Source organism: Micromonospora sp. S4605 (genome assembly GCF_003176715.1).
In the GTDB taxonomy this organism is placed as follows: Bacteria; Actinomycetota; Actinomycetes; order Mycobacteriales; family Micromonosporaceae; genus Micromonospora; species Micromonospora echinaurantiaca.
The window spans coordinates 32,151-54,111 of the sequence record NZ_QGSW01000248.1; the positions used below are offsets into that span (position 1 = coordinate 32,151).

General features: G+C 70.2%; 19 protein-coding genes. 9 read left to right on the top strand and 10 right to left on the bottom strand.

What is annotated here, in order from left to right; all coding sequences use genetic code 11:
• Positions 1 to 206: 206 nt before the first annotated feature.
• The 3 genes from DLJ47_RS21910 (at position 207) to DLJ47_RS21920 (ending at position 4,194) form a co-directional block, all read left to right on the top strand.
• Positions 207 to 905 carry a FadR/GntR family transcriptional regulator gene (locus DLJ47_RS21910; RefSeq protein ID WP_109902336.1) on the top strand — a complete coding sequence of 233 codons (699 nt, stop codon included), beginning with the start codon at positions 207 to 209 and terminating at the stop codon, positions 903 to 905.
• A 270-nt stretch (positions 906 to 1,175) separates the two neighbouring features.
• Positions 1,176 to 3,116 (top strand): sialidase family protein, encoded by a 1,941-nt coding sequence (locus DLJ47_RS21915; protein WP_109902244.1) that lies wholly within the window; start codon positions 1,176 to 1,178, stop codon positions 3,114 to 3,116.
• An 85-nt stretch (positions 3,117 to 3,201) separates the two neighbouring features.
• Positions 3,202 to 4,194 carry an acetylxylan esterase gene (locus DLJ47_RS21920; RefSeq protein WP_109902246.1) on the top strand — a complete coding sequence of 331 codons (993 nt, stop codon included), beginning with the start codon at positions 3,202 to 3,204 and terminating at the stop codon, positions 4,192 to 4,194.
• 4 nt (positions 4,195 to 4,198) lie between these two features.
• Here the strand turns inward: DLJ47_RS21920 and DLJ47_RS21925 are convergent, their stop codons facing one another.
• The 5 genes from DLJ47_RS21925 to DLJ47_RS21945 form a co-directional block, all read right to left on the bottom strand.
• Positions 4,199 to 5,131: a dihydrodipicolinate synthase family protein gene (locus tag DLJ47_RS21925; protein WP_109902248.1), complete on the bottom strand. Its 933-nt coding sequence runs from the start codon at positions 5,129 to 5,131 to the stop codon at positions 4,199 to 4,201.
• A complete protein-coding gene (locus DLJ47_RS21930; RefSeq protein ID WP_199235954.1) occupies positions 5,128 to 6,150 on the bottom strand; it encodes an oligopeptide/dipeptide ABC transporter ATP-binding protein in 1,023 nt (340 codons plus the stop codon). The genes DLJ47_RS21925 and DLJ47_RS21930 overlap by 4 nt, the downstream gene beginning before the upstream one ends.
• Complete coding sequence (locus DLJ47_RS21935; RefSeq protein WP_109902250.1) at positions 6,147 to 8,111, bottom strand: dipeptide/oligopeptide/nickel ABC transporter permease/ATP-binding protein; 1,965 nt, start codon at positions 8,109 to 8,111, stop codon at positions 6,147 to 6,149. Before DLJ47_RS21935 ends, DLJ47_RS21930 begins: the two co-directional genes overlap by 4 nt.
• On the bottom strand, positions 8,111 to 9,070 hold the full coding sequence (locus tag DLJ47_RS21940) for an ABC transporter permease (protein ID WP_088994190.1): 960 nt from the start codon (positions 9,068 to 9,070) through the stop codon (positions 8,111 to 8,113). The genes DLJ47_RS21935 and DLJ47_RS21940 overlap by 1 nt, the downstream gene beginning before the upstream one ends.
• Positions 9,071 to 9,156: 86 nt before the next feature.
• Positions 9,157 to 10,773 (bottom strand): ABC transporter substrate-binding protein, encoded by a 1,617-nt coding sequence (locus tag DLJ47_RS21945; protein ID WP_233257943.1) that lies wholly within the window; start codon positions 10,771 to 10,773, stop codon positions 9,157 to 9,159.
• A gap of 216 nt (positions 10,774 to 10,989) precedes the next feature.
• On the opposite strand from DLJ47_RS21945, the gene DLJ47_RS21950 reads away from it, so the two are divergent.
• The gene (locus tag DLJ47_RS21950; protein ID WP_109902254.1) at positions 10,990 to 11,712 is read left to right on the top strand and encodes a FadR/GntR family transcriptional regulator; all 723 of its coding nucleotides are present in this window, start codon (positions 10,990 to 10,992) and stop codon (positions 11,710 to 11,712) included.
• 62 nt (positions 11,713 to 11,774) lie between these two features.
• Here DLJ47_RS21950 and DLJ47_RS21955 read toward each other — a convergent pair whose 3' ends face one another.
• Both DLJ47_RS21955 and DLJ47_RS21960 read right to left on the bottom strand, forming a co-directional pair.
• Positions 11,775 to 12,731, bottom strand: coding sequence for a sigma-70 family RNA polymerase sigma factor (locus DLJ47_RS21955; protein WP_199235955.1), 957 nt, complete (start codon positions 12,729 to 12,731; stop codon positions 11,775 to 11,777).
• Between the two features lie 10 nt (positions 12,732 to 12,741).
• On the bottom strand, positions 12,742 to 13,992 hold the full coding sequence (locus tag DLJ47_RS21960; RefSeq protein ID WP_109902258.1) for an NAD(P)/FAD-dependent oxidoreductase: 1,251 nt from the start codon (positions 13,990 to 13,992) through the stop codon (positions 12,742 to 12,744).
• A 268-nt stretch (positions 13,993 to 14,260) separates the two neighbouring features.
• Between DLJ47_RS21960 and DLJ47_RS37025 the strand changes: the two genes are divergently transcribed.
• The 5 genes from DLJ47_RS37025 to DLJ47_RS21985 all read left to right on the top strand — a co-directional run bounded on the left by DLJ47_RS37025 (position 14,261) and on the right by DLJ47_RS21985 (position 19,899).
• The gene (locus tag DLJ47_RS37025; protein WP_396779835.1) at positions 14,261 to 14,953 is read left to right on the top strand and encodes a TetR/AcrR family transcriptional regulator; all 693 of its coding nucleotides are present in this window, start codon (positions 14,261 to 14,263) and stop codon (positions 14,951 to 14,953) included.
• A 102-nt stretch (positions 14,954 to 15,055) separates the two neighbouring features.
• Positions 15,056 to 15,970, top strand: a complete 915-nt coding sequence (locus DLJ47_RS21970; protein ID WP_109902262.1) for an ABC transporter ATP-binding protein — start codon at positions 15,056 to 15,058, stop codon at positions 15,968 to 15,970.
• Positions 15,970 to 17,628 (top strand): ABC transporter permease, encoded by a 1,659-nt coding sequence (locus tag DLJ47_RS21975; protein WP_109902264.1) that lies wholly within the window; start codon positions 15,970 to 15,972, stop codon positions 17,626 to 17,628. The genes DLJ47_RS21970 and DLJ47_RS21975 overlap by 1 nt, the downstream gene beginning before the upstream one ends.
• A 215-nt stretch (positions 17,629 to 17,843) precedes the next feature.
• A complete protein-coding gene (locus DLJ47_RS21980) occupies positions 17,844 to 19,226 on the top strand; it encodes a TrkH family potassium uptake protein (RefSeq protein WP_255562322.1) in 1,383 nt (460 codons plus the stop codon).
• Entirely contained in the window at positions 19,219 to 19,899 is a 681-nt protein-coding gene (locus DLJ47_RS21985) for a potassium channel family protein (protein WP_199235956.1), read from the top strand. The genes DLJ47_RS21980 and DLJ47_RS21985 overlap by 8 nt, the downstream gene beginning before the upstream one ends.
• A gap of 463 nt (positions 19,900 to 20,362) precedes the next feature.
• On the opposite strand, the gene DLJ47_RS21990 is transcribed toward DLJ47_RS21985, so the two are convergent.
• The 3 genes from DLJ47_RS21990 to DLJ47_RS22000 all read right to left on the bottom strand — a co-directional run bounded on the left by DLJ47_RS21990 (position 20,363) and on the right by DLJ47_RS22000 (position 21,856).
• Positions 20,363 to 20,872 (bottom strand): SRPBCC family protein, encoded by a 510-nt coding sequence (locus tag DLJ47_RS21990; protein WP_109902270.1) that lies wholly within the window; start codon positions 20,870 to 20,872, stop codon positions 20,363 to 20,365.
• Positions 20,869 to 21,231 (bottom strand): metalloregulator ArsR/SmtB family transcription factor, encoded by a 363-nt coding sequence (locus tag DLJ47_RS21995; protein WP_109902272.1) that lies wholly within the window; start codon positions 21,229 to 21,231, stop codon positions 20,869 to 20,871. The genes DLJ47_RS21990 and DLJ47_RS21995 overlap by 4 nt, the downstream gene beginning before the upstream one ends.
• A gap of 136 nt (positions 21,232 to 21,367) precedes the next feature.
• Positions 21,368 to 21,856 carry a macro domain-containing protein gene (locus DLJ47_RS22000; RefSeq protein ID WP_199235957.1) on the bottom strand — a complete coding sequence of 163 codons (489 nt, stop codon included), beginning with the start codon at positions 21,854 to 21,856 and terminating at the stop codon, positions 21,368 to 21,370.
• Positions 21,857 to 21,961: the final 105 nt, after the last annotated feature.

Below are 21,961 nucleotides of genomic sequence, written 5' to 3' on the forward strand. Positions count from 1 at the left end.
TCGTCGTTCGGGCGACCGCCCGGGCGCTCCCGAATCAGGCAAGGCGGACATGGGACGTCATCCGCCATCCGGGCACAGTAGGTGGGGCCACAGTGACCGTCAAGGCATGAGCCGTGTAAATTCTTCCCACCGCCCCCGCCGCGTCAGCGGCATGACGTGGGATGTTCGGAGCGAGAAGACGTGGCGGCGCGGAAGTGGGAGGCAACATGCGGGCACGCACGAGGGAGACGCTGCAGGACCGCATCATCGCCCTCATCCACGAGCGCCGGCTGGCGCCCGGCGCCCTGATGCCCACCGAGCCGCAACTGATGGATCTGCTCGGCGCCAGCCGCAACAGTGTGCGGGAGGCGATCCGCGCCCTGCAGGCGCTGGGCATCGTGGAGATCCGGCACGGATTCGGCACGTTCGTGGGGCACGCGCCACTGGACGTGCTCACCCCGTCACTGACGTTCCGGGTGCGGACCCGGCCCGGGCATGGGGTCCGGGCGCTGCACGATCTGGTCGCCGTCCGCGAGATCCTTGAGACGGGCCTCATCGGTTCCGTGGCGCGCGACATCAGCGAGGCGCGACTCGCCGCACTGGACGCCCTGGTCACGGCGATGGAACGGGACAAGGAGGCGGACCGCGCCTTCCACTCCCTGCTCTACGAGTCCTGCAACAACGAACTCGTCCTGCAGTTGATCGGGCTGTTCTGGGACGTCTACCACGAGGTCGAGCCGGCCCTCGGCCCGCCCGAGGACCGGGCGTCCGACATCGTCGCCAACCACCGGCGCATCGTCGAGGCGCTGTGCAACCGCGACGGAAGCAGCGCGCAGGAGGCGATGCGCCTGCACTTCCGGGACGTCAAGGCCCGGATCGCCCGGGCCGAGCGCTGGCTCGACGAGGCGGGCCAGCAACCCGCCTGAGCGCGCCCGCCGCCCGGCCGGGTCGGCCGCCCAGCCCTGCTGCGTGGCGAACGTGGCTACCCGGCTGGCCGTAGCCGGCCGTCGCGGCTGGCTGCACCCGGGGGTTTCATCTGGGGCCGACTCCTGGACCAGCCGGACACGTCGCCTGGCGACCTACGCCGGTGGTCCGACCCTCGCCACTGCTTCTCGACGTTGCGGTCAACCACTTCCGGACATCCCACGTCCCACATAGGATGACCGCCACCACCACCCAACGCGGAAGGGCGCGACATGAGAGAAGGGCACCGATCATCCAGCCGCACCGGCGCGCGGCGGCGCCGCCGACCGGCCCTCATCCTGCTCGCCGTGGCCAGCCTGCTCGCCGCCACGCTCACCACGCCGCCCGCGAGTGCCGCCGAGGCGAGCGATCGGCTGGACGGGACGGGCAGCGCCGTTCCGTTCGTCGATGAGCAGGTGCTCTACGAGCAGAGAACCTTCGGATACGCCTGCTTCCGGATCCCGGCCATCGTCCGCGCGATGAACGGCATGGTCCTGGCGTTCGCCGAAGGCCGGGTCGCCGACTGCGGCGACGACGGGGACATCGACCTGGTGCTGCGCCGGTCCTCCGACGGCGGACGCACCTGGGGCCCGCTCCAGGTGGTGGTCGAGGGCAACGGCAATACCCGGGGTAACCCGGTGCCAATCGTCGACCAGCGCACCGGCCGGGTCGTGGTGGTGGGGACCAGCAACGGTCCCGCCCCCTGCCCGAACGGCTGCGACCGCGACCCCTACCTGGTCACCAGCGACGACAACGGCGCGACCTGGTCGCCGGTACGCGAGCTGACGGAGGCCAAGCGGCCGGAGTGGAACTTCTGGTACGCCACCGGGCCGATGCACGGCATCCAACTCCAGCGCGGCCCGCACGCCGGCCGGCTCGTGGTCGGCGCCAGCTTCGAAAGCTACGACGGGGTCGGCGCGCACGTCTACGGCACCCACCTGCTCTACAGCGATGACGGTGGACTGACCTGGCAGATCGGCGCCGAGACGTCCCGCGACGACGGTTCGGTGATCGCCCAGGAGATCACCGTCGTCGAGCGGACCGACGGCCGGATCTACGCGCTGGCCCGCGAACGGGGCACCGACCCGGGTCACCGGGCGTACGCCGTCAGCAGTGACGGCGGACGTAGCTTCGACGCCCCCTTCCGGACCATCCCCCGTCTCGAGATGCCGGACGTGCAGGCCTCACTGCTGCGGTTCGGCGCGACCGACACCGGAGACCACCGGAACCGGATCCTGCTCTCGTCCCCCGCCCATCCGGTAGCGCGGGAGGTGATGACGATCCGTTCCTCGTTCGACGAGGGGCGCAGCTGGCAGACCTGGGACGAGGGCAAGGTCTTCCACTGGGGGCCGAGCGCGTACTCCGACCTGGTCCGGCTCGACGGCGACGAGGCGGCGCTGTTGTACGAGGCGGGGCGAACCAGCCCGTACGAGAGCATCCGGTACGCCCGCTTCAACGAGGCGTACCTGGCGACGCCGAACGGGACGCCACCGGGGATCCCGAGCCCGCCGGCGCCGGGCCCGACCACCCCTGACACCTCGCCCCACCACAACCCGGCGTACGTCCGGGGCGGCGCTCAGCCGACGGCGGGCCGCTACGGCGACGGACTGGCGCTGGACGGGGCGGACGACCGGATCGAGGTGCCGTTCGACCGCTCGGTCGACCTCGGAGGTGGGGATTTCACGTTCGCGACCTGGATCCGGTACACCGAGACGAAGGGCTCGCACGCCATCATGTGGGCCTACCGCACCGGTAGCGGCACGACGCCCCAGGTCTGGTTGAGGGCCGAGCCGGCGAGCAACCGGATACGCGCACTGATCATGGTGGACCGGTTCAACATCTCGGTCGCCTCGGCGCAGGCGTACAACGACGGGAACTGGCACCACGTGGTGCTGCAACGCGTCGACGGCCGGCTGGTCCTGCAGGTCGACGGCGCCGAGGTGGCCGCCGCCGCGGTGCCGCCCGGCTCGGTCACCGCCGGCAAGGAGTTCGGTGTCACCGGCATCCACCTCGGGCAGCGGGTGGACGGAGCGGACCGCTTCCACGGCACGCTCGACGAGGTCCGTCTCTACCGTCGGGCCCTGTCCCCCACCGAGCTCGAACTGATCCGGGAGCGGAACCTGCCGATCGGCGGCGGACTCGGCCTTCGGCTCCCGCTGGAGACCGTAGGCTGACCCGCCGCCACCGACTCGCACGGCGGCGTCCACCATCGCGTGGGCGCCACCGTGCGCCGACTATGAACCGATCAGGGAAGGCGCTGTGCTCACCGACTGGCCACTGGACACGCTGCGCGACTACCGCCCCGCCCGGACCGAACCCGACGACTTCGACCACTTCTGGGCCGCGACGATCGGCGAGGCCGCAGCCGCCGCCTGGCCGGCGCGTCTGGAGCCGTACGACGCGGGGCTGGCCACGGTGGAGGTGTACGACGTCACCTTCGCCGGTCACGCCGGCCAGCCGGTGCGCGCGTGGCTGCTACTGCCTCGCCAGCGGTCCGGGCCGCTGCCCTGCGTCGTCGAGTACATCGGCTACGGCAGCGGCCGCGGCCTGCCGCACGACTGGCTCTTCTGGAGCGCCGCCGGCTACGCCCACCTGGTCATGGACACCCGGGGCCAGGGCGCTGCCGGCTCGCTGACCGGGGACACGCCCGACCCGGACCCGTCCGGGGCGCCGCAGGCAAACGGCTTCCTCACCCGCGGCGTCACCGACCCCGCCCGCTACTACTACCGGCGGGTCTTCAGCGATGCCGTCCGGGCGGTCGAGACCGCGCGGCTCATCCCGCAGGTCGATCCGGCCCGGATCGTCGTCGCCGGGGGCAGCCAGGGCGGTGGGATAGCACTGGCCGTGGCGGGGCTGCTCGACGGCCTGGCCGCGGTGCTCGCGGACGTGCCGTTCCTGTGTCACTTCCGCCGGGCGGTCGACGTCACCGACGCCGGGCCGTACGGCGAACTGGGGTCGTACCTGCAGACCCGCCGGGACGAGGTGGATCGGGTGTTCCACACCCTGGGGTACTTCGACGGGTTGAACTTCGCCCCCCGGATCACCGCGCCGGTGCTGGTGTCGGTGGCGCTGATGGACCGGATCTGCCCACCGTCGACCGTCTTCGCGGCGTACCACCACTGCGCCAGCGCCGACAAGGACATCGTGGTGTGGCCGTACAACGGACACGAGGGAGGGGCCGCCTTCCAGCGGGTGGAACAGCTCCGCTGGCTCGGCAAACGGGTGCCCGCCGCGGAAGGCGGCACCTCCTGACCGGTCAGAGCAGCCCGGCGTCGGCCAGGTACCGGCCGATGCGGGCTGTCTCCTCGCTGTTCAGTGGCACCTGGGGCAGCGCCGTCGTCGGGTGGTCGATGATGCCCCTCAGGTGCAGCGCGGCCTTGAAGGCGCCGAGCGGTGAGGAGCTCATCCCCATCCGGTGAGCTCCGACGAACACCAGCTCGAACATCCGATACAGCCGCTCCTGCTCGGTACGCGCCGCCCCCCAGTCGCCCTTGGTGGCGGCCTGGTGCAGCCGCACGTAGCCGTCCGGGTCGACGTTGCCGAGACCGGGCACGACCCCGTCGGCGCCCATCCACAGCGCCGAGTCGACGGTGAGCTCCGAACCGGTCAGCACGCTGAACCCGGTGAGGTCCGGCCGGTCACGCCGGCGCAGGATCAGCGACCGCAGCCCGGCGTCGTCGCCGCTGGAGTCCTTGATGCCGGCCAGCACCCCGTCGGCGGCCAGCGCGAGCACCAGCTCCGCCCCGAGCTTCGTGTGCACCGAGACCGGCAGGTCGTACGCGTACAGCGGCAGGCCGGTCCGGGCGGCGATCGTCCGGAAGTGCGTGTCGATCTCCACCGGGTGGGTGCGGGCGTAGAACGGCGCGGTCGCCACCAGTCCCGCCGCTCCGGCCTGCACGGCCACCCGGGCGTGGTCGAGCACCCGCAGGGTGGTCATGTCGATGACCCCGGCGAGCACCGGCACCTGACCCGCGACGTGCCCGATCACGGTGTCCAGCACCACCCGCCGGTGTGCGTCGGGCAGGAAGGCCACCTCCGAGGAGGAGCCGAGCACGAACAGCGCGTCCACCCCGCCCCGGAGCTGGTGGTCGACGAGACGGGTGAGCGATCGGGTGTCCACCTCGAAGTCGGGGGTCAGCGGGGTGCACACCGGGGGGATGACGCCGGTGAGTGCGGCGGCGTTGGTCATGGACGCTCCTGTGCTTGGCTGATCAGTTCGGTGTCGGTGGCGCCGCCCGGTACGGGGTGGTGGCAGCGGAACAGGTGCCCGTCCGGCAGGCCCTGCACGGCGGGCAGGTCGCGGGCGCACATGTCGTCCGCCTTCCAACATCGGGTGCGGAACGGGCAGCCGGACGGCGGTCGGGTCGCGGAGGGCACCAGGCCGGACAGCGGGATCGGGTCGATCGGCGAGAGCAGGCCTGGGGTCGCGGAGAACAGCGCCCGGGTGTACGGGTGGCGAGCCTGCCGAGGTACGGACCCGGCTGGCGCCTGCTCCACGATCCGGCCGAGGTACATGGTGACCACCCGGTCGCTCATCCGCCGCACGGTCTGGATGTCGTGCGAGACGAACACCATGGCGAGCCCGAGCTGGTCCTTGAGGTCCAACAGCAGGTTGAGGATCTGGGCCCGTACCGAGACGTCCAGTGCGCTGGTCGGCTCGTCGGCCACCACCAGGTCGGGTTCGAGGGCCAGGGCCCGGGCGATGGCCACCCGCTGCCGCTGGCCACCGGAGAGCTGACCGGGCAGCAGGTCGGCGGAGCTGGCCGGTAGCCCGACGAGGTCGAGCAGCTCGCGTACCCGCCGCTCCCGGTCGCCCGGTGTGCCTCGCCGGTGCACGTCCAACGGATCCCGCAGGATCTGCCGGACGGGCAGGCGGCGGTTCAACGCGGTGGACGGATCCTGGAACACCATGCCGGTGGTGGCGCCGATCGTCCGCCGGCGTCGCGACTCCGGCGTCGACCACACGTCCTCGCCACGGAAACGGACGGTCCCGGCGGTGGGGCGTTGGAGCGCGACCAGTACCCGCGCGAGCGTCGACTTGCCGCAGCCTGACTCCCCCACGATCCCGACGGTCTCCCCCGCCCTGACCGTGAGGTCCGCGCCGGTCAACGCGTACACGCGGTCGCGGGCGAAGATGCCTCCGGAGCGGGCCCGGTGGACGACGTGCACGTCGGCGAGCTCCAGCAGAGGTGTTTCGGTCGGGTTCACCGGGCCTCCGTTCCCGCCGCGAGCGGCTGGCTGAGCGTGATCGCCGGGTGGTGGCACGCCGTCGCGTGGCGGCGCTGGTCACCGGCGAGTTCGGGAGCGGCGGTGCGGCACACGTCGGTCGCCATGGGGCAGCGGTCGGCGAACCGGCAGCCGGCCGGGAAGTCGGCGGGGGCCGGCACGACGCCGCGGATCTGGGACAGTCTCGCCGCGCCGGCCTCCAGCGACAGCACCGAGCCGAGCAGGCCCCGGGCGTAGTGGTGGGCGGGTGCGCCGACCACTTCGGCGGTCACCCCCGTCTCGACGATCTGCCCGCCGTACATCACCACGACCCGATCGGTCACGTCGGCGACCAGCGCGAGGTCGTGCGAGACGAGGATCAGCGCGAAGCCGAGTTCCGCCCGTAGCCGCAGCAGCAACTCGATCACCTGTGCCTGCACGGTCACGTCCAGCGCCGTGGTCGGCTCGTCGGCGATGATGAGCTTCGGGTCCCGGGACAGGGCCATGGCGATGAGGACCCGCTGCCGCTGGCCGCCGGAGAGCTCGTGCGGGTAGGCGGAGAGGGTCCGGTCCGGGTCGAGCCCGACCAGTGCCAGCAGTTCCCTCGCCGTACGCCGGCCGCCTCGCCGGATGAGCTGCTTGAGCTGGGCGCGGACGGTCATCGCCGGGTTGAGCGAGGAGAGCGCGTCCTGGTAGATCATGGCCAGGTCGTGGCCGAGCAGCCGCCGTCGCGCCGCGCGGGGCATGCGGAGCAGGTCGGTGCCGGCGAACCGGATGCTGCCGCGGATCCGGGCGTCGCGCGGTTGTAGGCCCATGACGGTCAGGGCGGTCAGCGACTTGCCGCAGCCGGACTCTCCGACGAGGCCCAGCACCTCTCCGGGCCGCACGTCGAAGGAGATCCCGTCGACGATGTCCACCCCGTCGTGCCGGCCGTCGAAGCCGATGGCGAGGTTCTCCACCTCGAGGATCGGGGGGCCGTCGGGCAGGGGACGGGCCCGTTCGGAGAGCCGGCGGGCGGCCTCGGCGAGGCCGGGTAGTTCGGTGACCTCGCCCGATCCGGGCCGGGCCTGCTCGATCGGGTCGACGTCGCCGGGGCGTCGGGCGGGTGGGCGGCGGGCGGCCGGTGTCGCCCATGCGTCGGAGATGCCCTCGGACAGGATGTTCAGCGCCAGCACCGTGACGAGGATCAGCAGGCCGGGGAAGACGGTGGCCCACCATCCGCCGAGCAGCACCAGGTTCTTGCCGTCGGCGATGACGCTGCCCCAGGACGGGTCGGGCGGCCGGACGCCCGCGCCGATGAACGACAGCGACGCCTCGAACACGATCGCGTCGGCGACCATGACGGTGCAGAACACCAGGATGGGTGCGGCGCAGTTGACCGCCACGTGCCGGACGAGGATGAACGGCGTACGCGCGCCGATGATCTTCTCGGCGGCGACGTAGTCCTCCCCGTACTGGGCGAGCACGTTCGCCCGGACGATGCGGGCGACGGGCGGAGTGTTCAGGAACCCGATCGCGGCCACCAGGACGCCGACTCCGCCGCCGAAGACCGCGACCAGCACGGCCGCCAGGGCGATGCCGGGAAAGGCCATGATCACGTCCAGGACGCGCATGACGCCCTCGTCGACCCACTTTCGCGAGGTGGCCGCGAGGGCCCCGATCAGCGCGCCGGCGAGCAGGGCCAGGCCGGTGGCGCCGAGCCCGATGACCAGCGACCACCGGGCGCCGTGCAGGAGCCGGCTGAAGATGTCGCGGTTGGCGCTGTCCAGGCCCATCCAGTGGGTGGCGGACGGGGCGCCGCCGGCGGAGTGCTGGGTCAGCGGTGAGTGCGGCGCGATGATCGGGGCGAGCAGGGCGGCGAGGGCGACCACCACCAGGACGCCCAGCGCGACCCAGGACAGGGGCGGTAGCCGGCGGAATCCGATGCCCGGCCGGGCCAGCCGTTCAGTGAGTCGTCGCCGCATCAGCCAGCACTCCTCAGGCGTGGGTTGACCAGTAGGTAGAGGATGTCGACGACGAGGTTGACCACCACGAAGCCGGTGGCGATGGTCAGTACGGCGCCCTGCACCACGGCTGGGTCGCCGTTGGTCACTCCGTCGATCATCAGCTTGCCCATCCCGGGCAGAGAGAAGATCGTTTCGATGACCACCGCGCCGCCGAGGAGATAGCCGACCCGCAGGCCGAGCACGGTGAGCGGGTTGATCAGCGCGTTGCGCAGCACGTTCCGGCCGACCACGACGACCGGCGGTAGGCCGTTGCCGATCGCCGTGCGGACGTAGTCCTTGTCGAGCTCTTCGACCATCGAGGTCCGGACAATGCGGGTGAGCTGGGCCGCGACCGGTAGTGACAGGGCCAGCGCCGGAAGGGTGAGGGACCGCAGCCAGCCGGTGAAGGAGTCGGCCGGGTTGATGTATCCGCCGGTGGGGAAGACCCCGGCGTCGACGGCGAGGTACTGGATCATCAGCAGGGCCAGCCAGAACGACGGCGCGGCGACGCCGGTCAGGGACAGCACCCGGATCAGTTGGTCCGGCCAGCGGTCCCGGAAGAGCGCCGCGGTGACGCCGAAGACCAGCGCGGTGACGACGCCGATCAGCAGGCCGAGGAAGGTCAGCTGAAGGGTCAGCGGCAGCGCGGTGAGGACGGAGTCGAGCACCGGCGCCTTGGTGAGGACGCTGGTGCCCATGTCGCCCTGCAGGAGGTCGCCCACGAACCGGAGGTAGCGGATCGGCAGCGGATCCAGCAGGCCGTTCTCCAGTTGGAACTGATGGATCTGTTCCGGGGTCGGGTTCGCGCCCTGGAAGTACGCGTACTCGGGCTTGTTCTGCGAGAACCGCATGATGATGAAGACGAACAGGATCACGCCCAGCAGGAGCGGGATCAGGAGAAGCAGGCGACGGACCAGCATTCTGGCGATCACTGCCACGGTGTGACTCCTCGGCGGGTGGGACGGCCGGGCCGGAGGGCCTGCCGGGCGGGCGGTGACAGTCCGGCCGCCCGGCAGCCCTGCTGTCAGACGCGCTCGGCTTGGAGCAGGTTGATGCCCGGGTAGGCCTGCGGGCGGATGCCGGTGAGCCGCTTGGGGTCCCAGGCGGTCATCAGCTCGGTGTGCACCACCGGGTAGAGGACGGCCTGCTCGGCGATGACGTCCAGGTACTGATGGGTCAGGGCGAGTTTGCGGCTCTGGTCCGGCTCCCGGGTGGCCTGGTCCATGAGCGCGAAGAGGCTCTTGGCCTCGGCGCTGCTGTCCCACTTCGTGTACTTCATCCAGGTGCCGCCCGGGGAGTAGTTGTAGCGGAGGATGAGGTCGGCGTCGAGGCCGAACTGGTTGGGGTTCGAGGCTGCGGCCACGACCTGGTAGTCCTGAGACTGGTCCATCTTCGTGAACAGCGCGCTGGTGTCCTGCGGCTGCAGGGTCGTCTTGACGCCGATGGCGTTCCAGGAGTTGGCGATGGTGGGCAGGCAGTCGGCGATCCAGCTGACGTTGACCGCCATCAGGGTGATCGACAGGTTGGTGACGCCGGCCGCGGCGAGCAGGGACTTCGCCTTGGCCGGGTCGTAGCTGTAGACGGTCTTCGCCTTCGCGTACGACGGGTTCTGCTCGTTGAGGAAGCTCGTGGACGCGGTGCCGTGGCCCTTGAGCGCGACGTCGATCATCTTCCGCGTGTCGATCGCGTAGAGCAGTGCTTGGCGGACCCGCACGTCGTCGAACGGCTTGGCGCCGGTGTTGAACATCAGGAACATGTGGTTCATGCCCTTGCCGCCCTCGACGGTGAGGCCGGACTTCTTCAGCTGGTCGATGTTGGCGTACGGGATGTTGTCCGCGATCTGTGCCTCGGCCGACCCGCCGGAGATCTTCGCGACGCGGGCCGAACTGTCGACGATCGACAGCCAGTTCATCTTCTTGAACCGGGCCTTGCGCGGACCGTTGTAGTCCGCGTACGCCTCGAAGGTGGTGTTCGACTTCGGGTTGTGCGCGGTGAGGCGGTAGGGGCCCGAGCCGACCGCCTTGCCGCCCTTGGCGGCGTCCCAGCCGCCGGGCGCGCCGAACACGTGCTTCGGCATGATCTTGGCGATCGAGAGGCGGCGCAGAGCGTCCGGGAAGGGGAAGTGGAAGACCAGTTCCACACTGCGGTCGTCGACCCGCCGCACCTCCTTCAGCCAGGCCCGGAAGAACGAGCTCACCAGGGTGGACTTGTCGAGCACCCGCTCGAAGGTGAAGAGCACGTCGTCCACCGTCACCTTCTGGCCGTCATGCCAGGTAGCGCCCTCTCGCAGGGTGAACCGCCAGGCGGTGGACGCGGTGTCGGTGGGCAGCGCGGTGGCCAGCGCCGGGTAGGGCTCGCGGGTGACCGGGTCGGTCTCGATCAACCCTTCGTAGATGTGGTTGTTGGCGGCCATGGAGAACGCCGAGGCCGTCATCGTCGGGTCCCAGCTCTGGTCGTTGCCGTAGCCGATGACCGCGGTGACCAGGTCCTTGTCGGCGCCGGCGCCCACCGAACTGGTGGACGCTGGTCCGGACTGGCAGGCGGAGATATTGGCGGTCACCACCGCCGCCGCGCCGAGCATCCCACTGAAGCGCAGGAAGTCACGGCGGCTGTAGTGAGGGCGGGATACCGGGGCGCTCACGATGCCTCCTACCGATTGGGTGACTGAGGTAACTGCTAGGACGTGGGACGTTCCACATCCCACCTCCCCGGTTAGGATGGAGGCTAGAGCGGCCGAAGCAATCGGGTCAAGGGAATGAGTCATTGAGGTTTCTCGGATGTTTCGGCCCCGGCGGCCGGTCGGAAAGGATCGGCCGACGCAAGTCATGGGATGTCCAGCGGAAGGTTGACCCCGAGCATGAGCGTTGCCGACCGTCCCGTCCGCCCACGAACGAGTCGCGCCGCCGAGGCCCGAGAGGCGGTCAAACGACTGATCCTCGACCGGGGCCTCGGCGTCGGAGACGCGTTGCCCACCGAGACGGAGCTGATGAGAGAACTCGGCATCAGCCGCAACTCGGTCCGGGAGGCGCTCAAGGCGTTGCAGGCCGTGGGCATCGTCGAGATCCGGCACGGCTTCGGCATGTTCGTCGGGCAGATGTCCCTCGGCGGACTGGTCGACGAACTGGCCTTCCACGGCCGGATCACCCCCGCCGGCGGCGGCCATCAGCTCACCTATCTGATGCAGGTCCGAGAGGCGCTGGAAAGCGGCCTGGTCATCCAACTCATCGAGCGCCACCGTGACGCCGATCTGACCGCCGCGGTGGACGTGCTGGACCAGATGGCGGTGGAGGCTCGCGTCGGGGCCGTCTCACCGGAGACCGACCGGCTCTTCCACGACGTGCTCTACCTGCCGCTACGCAACCCCCTCGTCGGCCAACTGCTGGGCGCCTTCTGGGACGTGTACCACCAGCTACGGCTGGACCTCGGCGCACCGACCGAGTCACCGCAGGAGGTCCTGCACCGTCACCGGGTGATCCACGAAGCCGTTGTCGCCGGCGACAAGGAGGCAGCCGTCACCGCCGTGCGGGCCCACTTCGACGGCGTACGGGAGCGGCTGGCACGCCTACGCGATCGATCCTGACCCGCCGCCTCGCGAGCGGCTGCTTGCAGGGGGTGCTGGGCCTGGCTGCGGTCGGCGTCGGGTCACCACCGAGGGATGAGCGGCGGGCCCGGTTCGTGCCGCCGCCACGCTTCGGCGAGGCGGACGAGGCGGGTGGGGGCGGCGATGCCGCGTACGGTTGCGATCCTGCCGTCGGTGACGTCGAACACCACGGTGCCGACGACCCGGTCACCGACCACGACGAGGATCGCGGGAGCGCCGTTGACGAGCGCGTAGTGGATGGCGGGCGTGCCGCCGGCGAATCGGCGTTTCGCGGGTGTGGGCTTGAAGCCGGCCCGGGCGATGGCGGCGATGCGCTGTGGCGTGTCATATCGCAGCAGCGTCTCGGTCAGGCCGGCGCCGTCGGAGATCGCGGTCGCGTCGTCGGTGAGCAGCTCCACCAGCCGTTCGGTGCGCCCCGAGTAGGCGGCGGCGAGGAACTCCTCGACGATCCTGCGGGCGGACGCCGGATCGACCTCGACGCTGCCGCGGCGGCGCGCGGCGGTGATGCGGCGTCGGGCCCGGTGCAGGTGCTGCTGGCTTGCTGACTCGGTGATGTCGAGGATCCCGGCGATCTCGGCGTGGCTGTAAGAGAACGCTTCGCGCAGGACGTAGACGGCCCGCTCGACGGGCGCCAGACGCTCCAGGAGAGTCAGCACGGCCAGGGAGACCGATTCGCGCTGCTCGACGGTGTCGGCCGGGCCGAGCATCGGATCGCCGTCGAGCAGGGGTTCGGGCAGCCAGGCGCCGACGGTGCGTTCGCGGCGGGCCTGTGCCGAGCGGAGCCGGTCGAGGCAGAGGTTGGTGACGACTTTGGTCAGCCATGCTTCCGGCACCTTGATCCGCTGCCGGTCGGCGGCCTGCCAGTGCAGGAACGCATCCTGCACGGCGTCTTCGGCGTCGGCGGCGGAGCCCAGCAGCCGGTACGCCAGCGAGGCCAGCCGGTTCCGGCTGGCCTCGAACCGACCGGTGTCGAACCGATCAGCGGCGGTGTTGTCCACGCGGCCCACCCTAGGCGGCCACGCGACCGCCCTGGACGGATGCTCCCGCGCCCGGCCCAGCGGCTCGTGCCCCCTCCCCGGCGGACGCACCCGGCGCGGCGACCAGGCGGCGCCGGCGCTTGGGCATACCGAAGGTCGGGTGCGAGGTGGCCCACAGCGAGCCCAGGAGGATGCCCGCCTTGATCCGCGCGGCGGTCCGGCCGCCCAGGTACGTCGGCTTCGCTCGCGCTTCGTCGTCGACCAGCTGCAGGATCCCGTCCCGCCGCCCGAGGCTGATGTGGTTGCCCGGGTAGCCCAGCTTGGTGGTCGCGATCTTGCGGCCGGTCAGGCGTCCCACGATCGCCTCGATGGCCTGCTTGCTGGTGTAGCCGGCTGAAGCGCAGGACATCGGCAGCGGCCGGCCGTTGTCGCCGATGGCGTATGCGCTGTCGCCGACAGCGTAGACGTTCGGATGCGAGACCGATCGCATGGTGCGATCGACGACGATCCGACCATTCTCGGTGACCTCCAGCCCGCTCGCCGCCGCGATGGGGTTGACCGCGAACCCGGCCGCCCACACGGTGGCGTCGGACGCCAGGGCGCTGCCGTCGGCGCACAGCACCCGCGTCGCCTCGACGGCTTCGACGCTGGTGTGCTCCAGGACGGTGATGCCCAGCCGGTGGCAGGCCTGGCGAAGGTGGCTGCGGGCTCCGGCGGAGAGCCGGGCGCCCAGCTCGCCTCGGGCGATCAGCGCCACCGACAGGCGGGGCCGGGATTCGGCGATCTCGGTGGCGGTTTCGATGCCGGTCAACCCGTCGCCGACGACCACTACCCTCCCGCCTTCACCTCGCTTGCCGAGGCTGTCCAGGCGCTCGCGCAGGCGCAGCGCCGAGGGCCGGGCGGCGATGTCGAAGGCGTGTTCGGGCACACCGGGGACGCCGTGGTCGTCGCCCTGGCTGCCGAGGGCGTAGAGAAGGGTGTCGTAGCCGAGCTCGCCGCCGCCGTTGGCGTCGGCCACGGTGATGACCTGGCGCTTGGGGTCGACGGCGGTGACCCGGGCCAGGCGCAGCCGGATCCCCGTGCCCGCGAAGACGTCGGCGAGCTTGGGAGCCTCGATGTCCTGGCCGGCCGCGAGCTGGTGCAGCCGCAGCCGCTGGACGAAGTCCGGCTCGGCGTTGACCACGGTGATCTCGGTGTCCGTCGGTGACAGCCGGCGGGCCAGGTTCCCAGCCACGTAGGCCCCGGCGTAGCCGGCGCCGAGGACGACGATGCGGTGCTTCATGTATTGCTCCTGTCTGTTCGCCTGCTTCGCGAGTTGAGCGGAACAGCGCCCCGATTGCTGACAGGAACTACCTGTGGCATGGGCCACAGACCGACACGAGCGCCAGCCAACGTGGGCGGCGGTGGCGGTCGATCAGGTGACCGGCGACTGGTTCGCAGGATCCTGTGGGGCACGCGAGGGGCGCCCATCGGATATGGGTACTTCGGCGACTGAGGCAGGCCCGGCAAGGGGTGTTGCGGTTGGCTGAACAAGTGTTTAATGTGGCGGCGTGGCGTCGGATGGCGTGGGGATCGGGAGTCGGGATGGCGAGTTCGCCACCACGAGCCGCATCCGTGACGCCGCCATCGAGCGGTTCGGCCGCGACGGTTTCCGGGTCGGGCTGCGGAGCATCGCCGCCGACGCCGGGGTGACCGCGGGCCTGGTCATCCACCACTTCGGGTCGAAGGACGGGCTGCGCCGCGCTTGCGACGAGCACGTGCTGGAGGTCATGCGCCAGGAGAAGACCAAGGCGCTGACGGACGGCTCGGCGGCGATGCTGCTGGCCCACATGGCCGAGGTTGAGCAGTTCGCGCCGATGGTGCGGTACCTGCTGCGCAGCTTGCAGGCTGGTGGGGAATTCGCGCTGAAGCTGGTCGAACAGATGATCGCGGACGCCGAGGAATACCTCGCCGCGGGAGAGGCCGCCGGGGTGGTCCGCCCCAGCCACGACCGCGCCGCCCGGACGCGATACCTCGCCTACCAGGCGACGGGTGGCCTGTTGCTGTGGTTCACGCTGCACGGTGCCGATGCCACTGACAAGGAGTTCCCTGCTCTGTTCCGGCGGTACGCCGAGGACATCACGCCGCCGGCCCTCGAACTGTTCACCAAGGGGCTGCTCGTCGACCGATCAATGCTCGACGACTACCTGATGTACGTCCCGGATCCGCCGCCGGCAGGCGACGCAGGCACCGCCGCACGCTAGCCACCACGCCTTGGCGTGACCCTTTCTTCCGCGGTTCTTCCGTGATCGACGACATCGGACCCCAGTTTGCCCTGGGCTTTTCCTCGAATGAGGCCTACGACGATGACTGCTGCCATCGATATCCAGAACATCCACAAGTCTTTCGGCCGGGTCACCGCGCTGAACGGACTCGACCTGCGGGTCGAGACCGGAACCGTGCATGGTTTCCTCGGTCCCAACGGCGCCGGCAAGTCCACCACCATCCGGATCCTGCTCGGGCTGCTCCGGGCCGACAGCGGCCGCGCCCGGATGCTCGGCGGCGACCCGTGGGCCGACGCGGTGCGGCTGCACCGCCGGCTCGCCTACGTCCCCGGCGACGTGGAGCTGTGGCCCAACCTCACCGGCGGCGAGGCGATCGACCTGTTCGCCCGCCTGCGCGGCGGCACCGACCCCGTCCGCCGCGACGAACTGTGTGAGCGTTTCGACCTCGACCCGCGCAAGAAGGGCCGCACCTACTCCAAGGGCAACCGGCAGAAGGTGGCCCTGATCGCCGCGCTGGCCAGTGACGTCGAGCTGCTCCTGCTCGACGAGCCCACCGCGGGACTGGATCCGCTGATGGAGGCGGTGTTCCAGGAGTGCATCCGCGAGGCGAAGGCCGCCGGCCGCACCGTCCTGCTGTCCAGCCACATCCTCGCCCAGGTCGAGGTGCTCGCCGACCAGATCTCGATCATCCGACAGGGTCAGATCGTCGAGACCGGCTCGCTGACCGACCTGCGTCACCTGACCCGTACCTCGGTCGACGCAGTCACCGACCGCCCGGCCGACACCCTTGCCGGCCTCGCCGGCGTGCACGGGCTGCGGTCCGAGGACGGCCACGTGCGCTTCGAGGTCGACGGCGATCACCTCGCCGCCGTGGTTCGGCAGCTGGGCGACCTCGGCGTGCAGGGGCTGACCGTCCGGCCGCCGACCCTGGAGCAGCTGCTGCTGCGCCACTACGGCGACCAGCTCGTCCACGACGGCGCCGCGGAGGTGGCGTGATGGCCACGGTGACGCTCGACCGTCCGGCGCACGCCGTCTCCGCCCGGGGAAGCGCGGTCACCGGAACCGGCAGGCTCCTCCGGTTCATGCTGCGCCGCGACCGGATCCGCTTTCCCGCGTGGATCCTCGGGCTGACGTTGCTGATGACGTACTTCGCCACCGCGCTGGAGACCCTCGTCAAGAGCCCGGCGGACCTGGAGGGGCTGACCGCGTTCTCCGGCAGCCCGGCCGGCGCGCTGTTCAGCGGCCGGGGCTTCGGCTTCGACGACCTGACCATCGAACGCTTCCTCGCCGGCCAGTACGGCCTCTATGTGGCGATCGGGGCCGGCCTGATGGGACTGCTCACCGTCGTGCGGCACACCCGCGCCGAGGAGCGCTCCGGCCGGGCCGAGCTGATTCGCGCCAACGTGGTCGGCCGGCACGCCCAGCTCACCGCCGCGCTGACGCTCGCTACCGCGATGGCGGTTCTGGTCGCGCTGCTGATCGGCGCGATGATGATCAGCCGTGGGTACGACGCGGGCGGATCGCTGCTGTTCGGCGCATCGGTCGGCGCGGTGGCGCTGACCTTCGCCGGCATCGCGACGGTGACCGTTCAGCTGTCGGAGTACCCGCGGGCCGCGTCCGGCGCCGCTGGCGCTGTACTCGGGGCCGCGTTCATGCTGCGCGGACTCGGCGACATGGCGGCGGTGCAGGGCAGCGGCCCGGCCTGGCTGTCCTGGCTGTCACCGATCGGCTGGTCGCAGCAGACCGCGCCCTACGTGCACGACCGCTGGTGGCCACTGGCGATCTCCGTGGCGTTCACGGCGGCCGCCGCGGGGGTGGGTTACGCCCTGTCGGTACGCCGGGACTTCGGCGCGGGTCTGGTGCCACCCCGGCTCGGATCCCCCCGGGCCGCGGCCTGGCTGGCCAGCCCGCTCGCCCTCGCCTTCCGGCTGCACCGGGCCAGCCTGATCGGTTGGAGCATGTCGTTGCTCGTCGCCGGGCTCGCCTACGGTTCGTTCACCCAGCCCCTGCTCGACGGTTTCGCGGACGCACCGGAAGACCTGATCGCGGTCATGGGCGGTTCGGAGAACCTGCTGGCCGGCTTCCTCGGCACTCTGGGCCTGACGATGGCGTTGGCGGTCGGGGTCTATGCCGTGCTTGCCGTACAGACGCTTCGCGCGGAGGAAGCCGAAGGGCGAGCCGAGTCGGTCCTCGCCACCGCGGTAAGCCGACCGGCCTGGGTCGCCAGCCACGTCGCCGTGGCCGCTCTAGGCGTACCGTGGCTGCTGCTGGTCGCCGGTGTCGGCATGGGCGTGGGGGCCGCGGTGAGCACCGGTGACGAGGGATTGTTTGGCCAACTGGTGCTCGGCCATGTCGCCCACACCCCGGCGGTCTGGCTCGTCCTCGCCGCCGCCACCGTGCTCTACGCGGCCTTGCCGCGGGTACTGCCGGCCATCTGGGGAGTGCTCGCCTACGGGCTGATCGTCGGATTCTTCGCCCCGATCCTCGACATACCCGACACGGCGGTACGGCTGTCGCCGTTCGAGCACATCGGGGAGTATCCCCTGGTCGACATCAGCCTGGTCGCGGTCGTGGTGCTGACGGTGCTCGCCGCGGCAGTCGCCCAGGCGGCCGTGGCCACGTTCCGCCGGCGTGACCTGGCCGGGGGCGCCTGAGTGGAGTAGCCGCCGGTGCCAGACCTTGATCTGGCGCCGGCGGCCCCGTCGCGGCTGCGGCCATCGGTCCGGTGTCGGCACCACCTGGTTACCGGCGATGTCGGGCAACGGCGGGCGAGTCGAGGGCGGGGTGCGATGATTCGTTCCATGGGAGTTGCGGTCGGACACGGTATCCGGATGACCTGTCCCGGCCGTCGTCGACATGTGGTTCACGGGTGAGCGGGTCGCTCGTGCCGCTACTGGGCCGTAGGCCCGCGTGGCAGCGGCGTACCGATCGCTTCCAGCATCCGGCCAAGGTGATCGCCACCGGTTTCGCCGCTGCGGTGGCCGTCGGCACCGCGCTGCTGTCGTTACCGGTGGCGACCCGTGCCGGCCAGCGGGCCGACCTGGTGGACGCCCTGTTCACCGCCACGTCGGCGGTGTGCGTCACCGGCCTGGTCACGGTGGACACCGGCAGCTACTGGTCCGGTTTCGGCCAGGCCGTGATCCTGCTGCTGATCCAGGCCGGCGGACTCGGCATCATGACCCTGGCGACGCTGTTCACGGTGCTGCTCTCGCGACGGCTCGGACTGCGTGCGCGGTTCCTGGCCCAGGCGGAGACGAAAAGCCTGGAGCTGACCAACGTACGCGGGGTGGTCCGTCGGATCGTACTGTTCAGCCTCGCCAGTGAGGCCGTGGTCGCGGTGGTGCTGACCGTCAGGTTCGCCACGGCCTACGACGCGCCGTTCGGTACCGCGCTGTACGACGGGACTTTTCATGCCATCTCGGCGTTCAACAACGCCGGCTTCTCGACCAACGCCGACAGCCTCATGCGGTACGTCACCGACCCCTGGATCAGTCTGACGATCGCCGCTGCGGTCATCCTCGGTGGCCTCGGTTTCCCGGTGGTGTTCGAACTGGCCCGCGGCTGGCGGCGACCGGCCCTGTGGTCCGTCATGACCCGAATCACCGTCGTCCTGACGGTGGCGCTCCTGGCCCTGGGCACGATCGTGTTGGCCCTCGCGGAGTTCTCCAATCCCCGAACGCTCGGCCCCCTGGAGGGCCCGCAAAAGCTCCTGGCTGCGTTCTTTTCCTCGACGATGACCCGGACCGCCGGCTTCAACAGCGTCGACATCGGCGCCATGCGTCCGGAGAGCCTGCTGGCCAGCGACGTGCTGATGTTCATCGGAGGCGGCAGCGCCGGCACCGCTGGCGGCATCAAGGTCACCACCTTCGGGCTGCTGGCCTTCGTGCTCTGGTCGGAGATGCGCGGAGAGACGCAGGTCAATGTGGGTCGGCGCCGGATCCCGCCGAGCAACCAGCGTCAGGCTCTGGCGATCGTCCTGCTGAGCATCGGCGCGGTGGTTGTCGCCACGTTCATCCTGCTGGCCATCACCCCGTACCGGCTCGACGCGATCCTGTTCGAGGTCGTGTCCGCGTTCGCCACCGTCGGTCTGTCCACCGGCATCACCGGTAGCCTGCCGCCACAGGGAAACATCCTGCTGATCCTGCTGATGTTCATCGGCCGGATCGGACCTCTCACCGTGGCGTCCGCCCTGGCGCTGCGAGATCGTAACCGCCGCTTCGAACTGCCCGAGGAGAGGACGATCGTTGGCTGAAACACACACCGAACCGGTAGTGGTGATCGGGCTCGGACGCTTCGGCAGCGCCCTGGCCCTCGAACTGGTCAGGCGGGGCACGGAGGTGCTCGGCATCGACAACAGACCCAAGGTCGTCCAATCCCTCGTCGGACAGATTCCACACGTGATCACCGCAGACTCCACCGACGTCGAAGCACTCCGACAACTCGGCGTCGCGGAATTCCACCGTGCCGTGGTCGCGATCGGCACCGACATTCAGGCCAGCATCCTCACCACCAGCCTGCTGTCCGAACTCGGTGTCTCCGACATCTGGGCCAAGGCCGTCACGGGCCAACACGGCAACATCCTCACCCGCGTCGGCGCCCACCATGTCGTCGCGCCTGAGCACGACATGGGCGAACGCGTCGCGCACCTGCTCTCCGGGCGGATCCTCGACTATGTCGAGGTCGATGCCGACTTCGCCGTGATCAAGACCAAACCACCGCGCGACGTCGTCGGCATGCCACTACGCGAGTCGAAGCTGCGCAGTAAATGGGGTGTCACCGTGGTCGCCGTGAAGCCCCAGGCCGGGATCGGCGGGCGAGAGCCGAGCTTCACCCATGCCACACCCGACACCGTGCTCACCTACGGCGACCTGATCCTGGTGGTCGGCCCCATCGATAACGTGGAGCGCTTCGCCGCTAGTGAATAAGGCCCTCCCGCTCGGGAGGCCAGAGCCATCTCCTGCCCAACGTCAAAAACCAGCCGCCGCTATGTGGCGGCTCGGCGGTTCATCACTGCCTCCTGACAGCGCGTAGTCGAACCAGTGTGGACCATCCGCGCACGTAATCCGCCACCCGGACGTAAGCGCCTACAGAGTTGCTTTTCAAGATCATAACGAGACGATTCGACGCGAACCCGGCGTGAGGTCGTCTCCGTCGGCAGCAAGCTCATGACGATGTTCCCACCGAGCCGGGTGTGGCGGACCTGCACGCCGCGCTGGCCGCATCATCGAAGATGAGATGACCGACCCAGAGGTGACCAGCCCTGGCGACAGAAGCCTCGACCAAGCCATCGCCGCAGCGCGCGCCGGGCTGGCGCGCTGAGCAACCGCATCCACGGTCGGCGGTAGAAGATTATGAGTTGGCTTCTACCTGCCAGCAGCCTTGGCAAGGTCAGGCCGGGTCGGTCCGGGTGGGCAGCGAATCGTAGTAGGGCTTCATCGCCGGGTAGTAGTCGTCGAAACTCGGCGTGGACAAGCCGTCCCGGGCTGCTATCAGCATGTCCAGGTAGTACTCCCAGCCGGGGCCCATCTCGCCGATCTCGTCGGTGGTGTCGAGGTGGTGCACGAGCCGGAGCTCGGTCTGACCATCGGTGTGCGACAGCAGTAGCTCGATCCGCCAGTTGCCCGACTCGTCGGTCGTCGACAGGGCCAGTCGCCGCGGTGGGTCGCATGCGTCGATCCGCACGTCGAACCACGGTGCCTGATCCTCGTAGGCCATCTGCAATTTGATCATGTGACCGGGGGCGGCATCGCCTTCCCACGCTCCGAACCACCGGGCGGTGCGGTCGGGTTCGGTCACGCTGGCCCACACGTCCTCGATGGGTGCCCGGAACGTGCGGCTGAGGATGAGATCGCGGCCGTCAGCCGTTGGGAAGAGCCGGCCCGTAGGTGGATTGCTCATGCCGTTTTCTCCTGCCGTTGATCCGTCGTGTCGCGCCGGCGGCGCTCGCGACGGGTGCGATAGACCTCGGTCTCCAGCGCGTCGAGGCGCCGCTCCCAGCCGGCGGCCCGGGCGAACTGGTCGAGCCACCCGATCAAGCCGGCGAACCGCGACGCGTCCAACTCGTAGAAGCGTTGGCGGCCGACGAGCGTGTCGCGGACCAGGCCGCTCTCCCGGAGCACCCGCAGGTGCCGGCTGACGGCAGGCCGGCTGATGGTGAACCGCTCGGCGATCTCACCCGCGGGGAGCCGCTGCTCGCGCAGCATCACCAGGATGTCGCGCCGCACCGGGTCGGCTATCGCCGCCGCCACCTCGTCCACCCGAAGAGCGTAACCACTATGTTACGCGTTCGGCAAGGCCATGGTTGGAACGCCCGCTCAGCGGCACGTCCGCGCGGCCGCCCACGGGCAGCCGGCCGCGCTTCGCGACGCGCGGTCCGTGTCCGCCAGGGTGCTGCTACCGGTGGTCGTACACGGTCACGCTGATGTCCCGTGCGCAGAGGGTTCGGAGGATGATCGGCTCGACCCGGTTCCACGCACCGCCAGCCAGCCCGCAGCCAATGCGAAGCATGTGCACAGACGCACCCAACGCATGCGCTTGGTCGGCAAGGGAAGCCAGACATCGTTCGACGGCGTCATAGCGGATCGGCGGGCCGGCGCTGCCGGTCCTGATCCCCCGCTGGCCGACCATGTTTGCCACCCATGCATCCGGGGCGACCTGCACCAGCCGGGTGGCACCGAGCGCGAAGTCGTTGCTCGCCCGGCCACGATGCCACTGGCGGTAGTCGCGTTCCGGCTCCGGCCAGCGGCGGGAGATCGCCAGGACGAAGCCCTTGCCCCAGCCGCCCAGGTCATTGCAGAGGTGCGCGATCACCTTGCGGCCTTTGGCCTGCGGGCTCGTCGCATCACCCTTGATGATCGTCAACGGGGTCACGGCCGCCAGCATGCCACGGACGTCCGACCATGTGACCTCGCCAGCAGGCGCAACGGCGGCTCCTGCGTAAGTACTTTCGAAAGCGGCGCCGCCCACCTTCCGCTGTGCCGGCCAGCA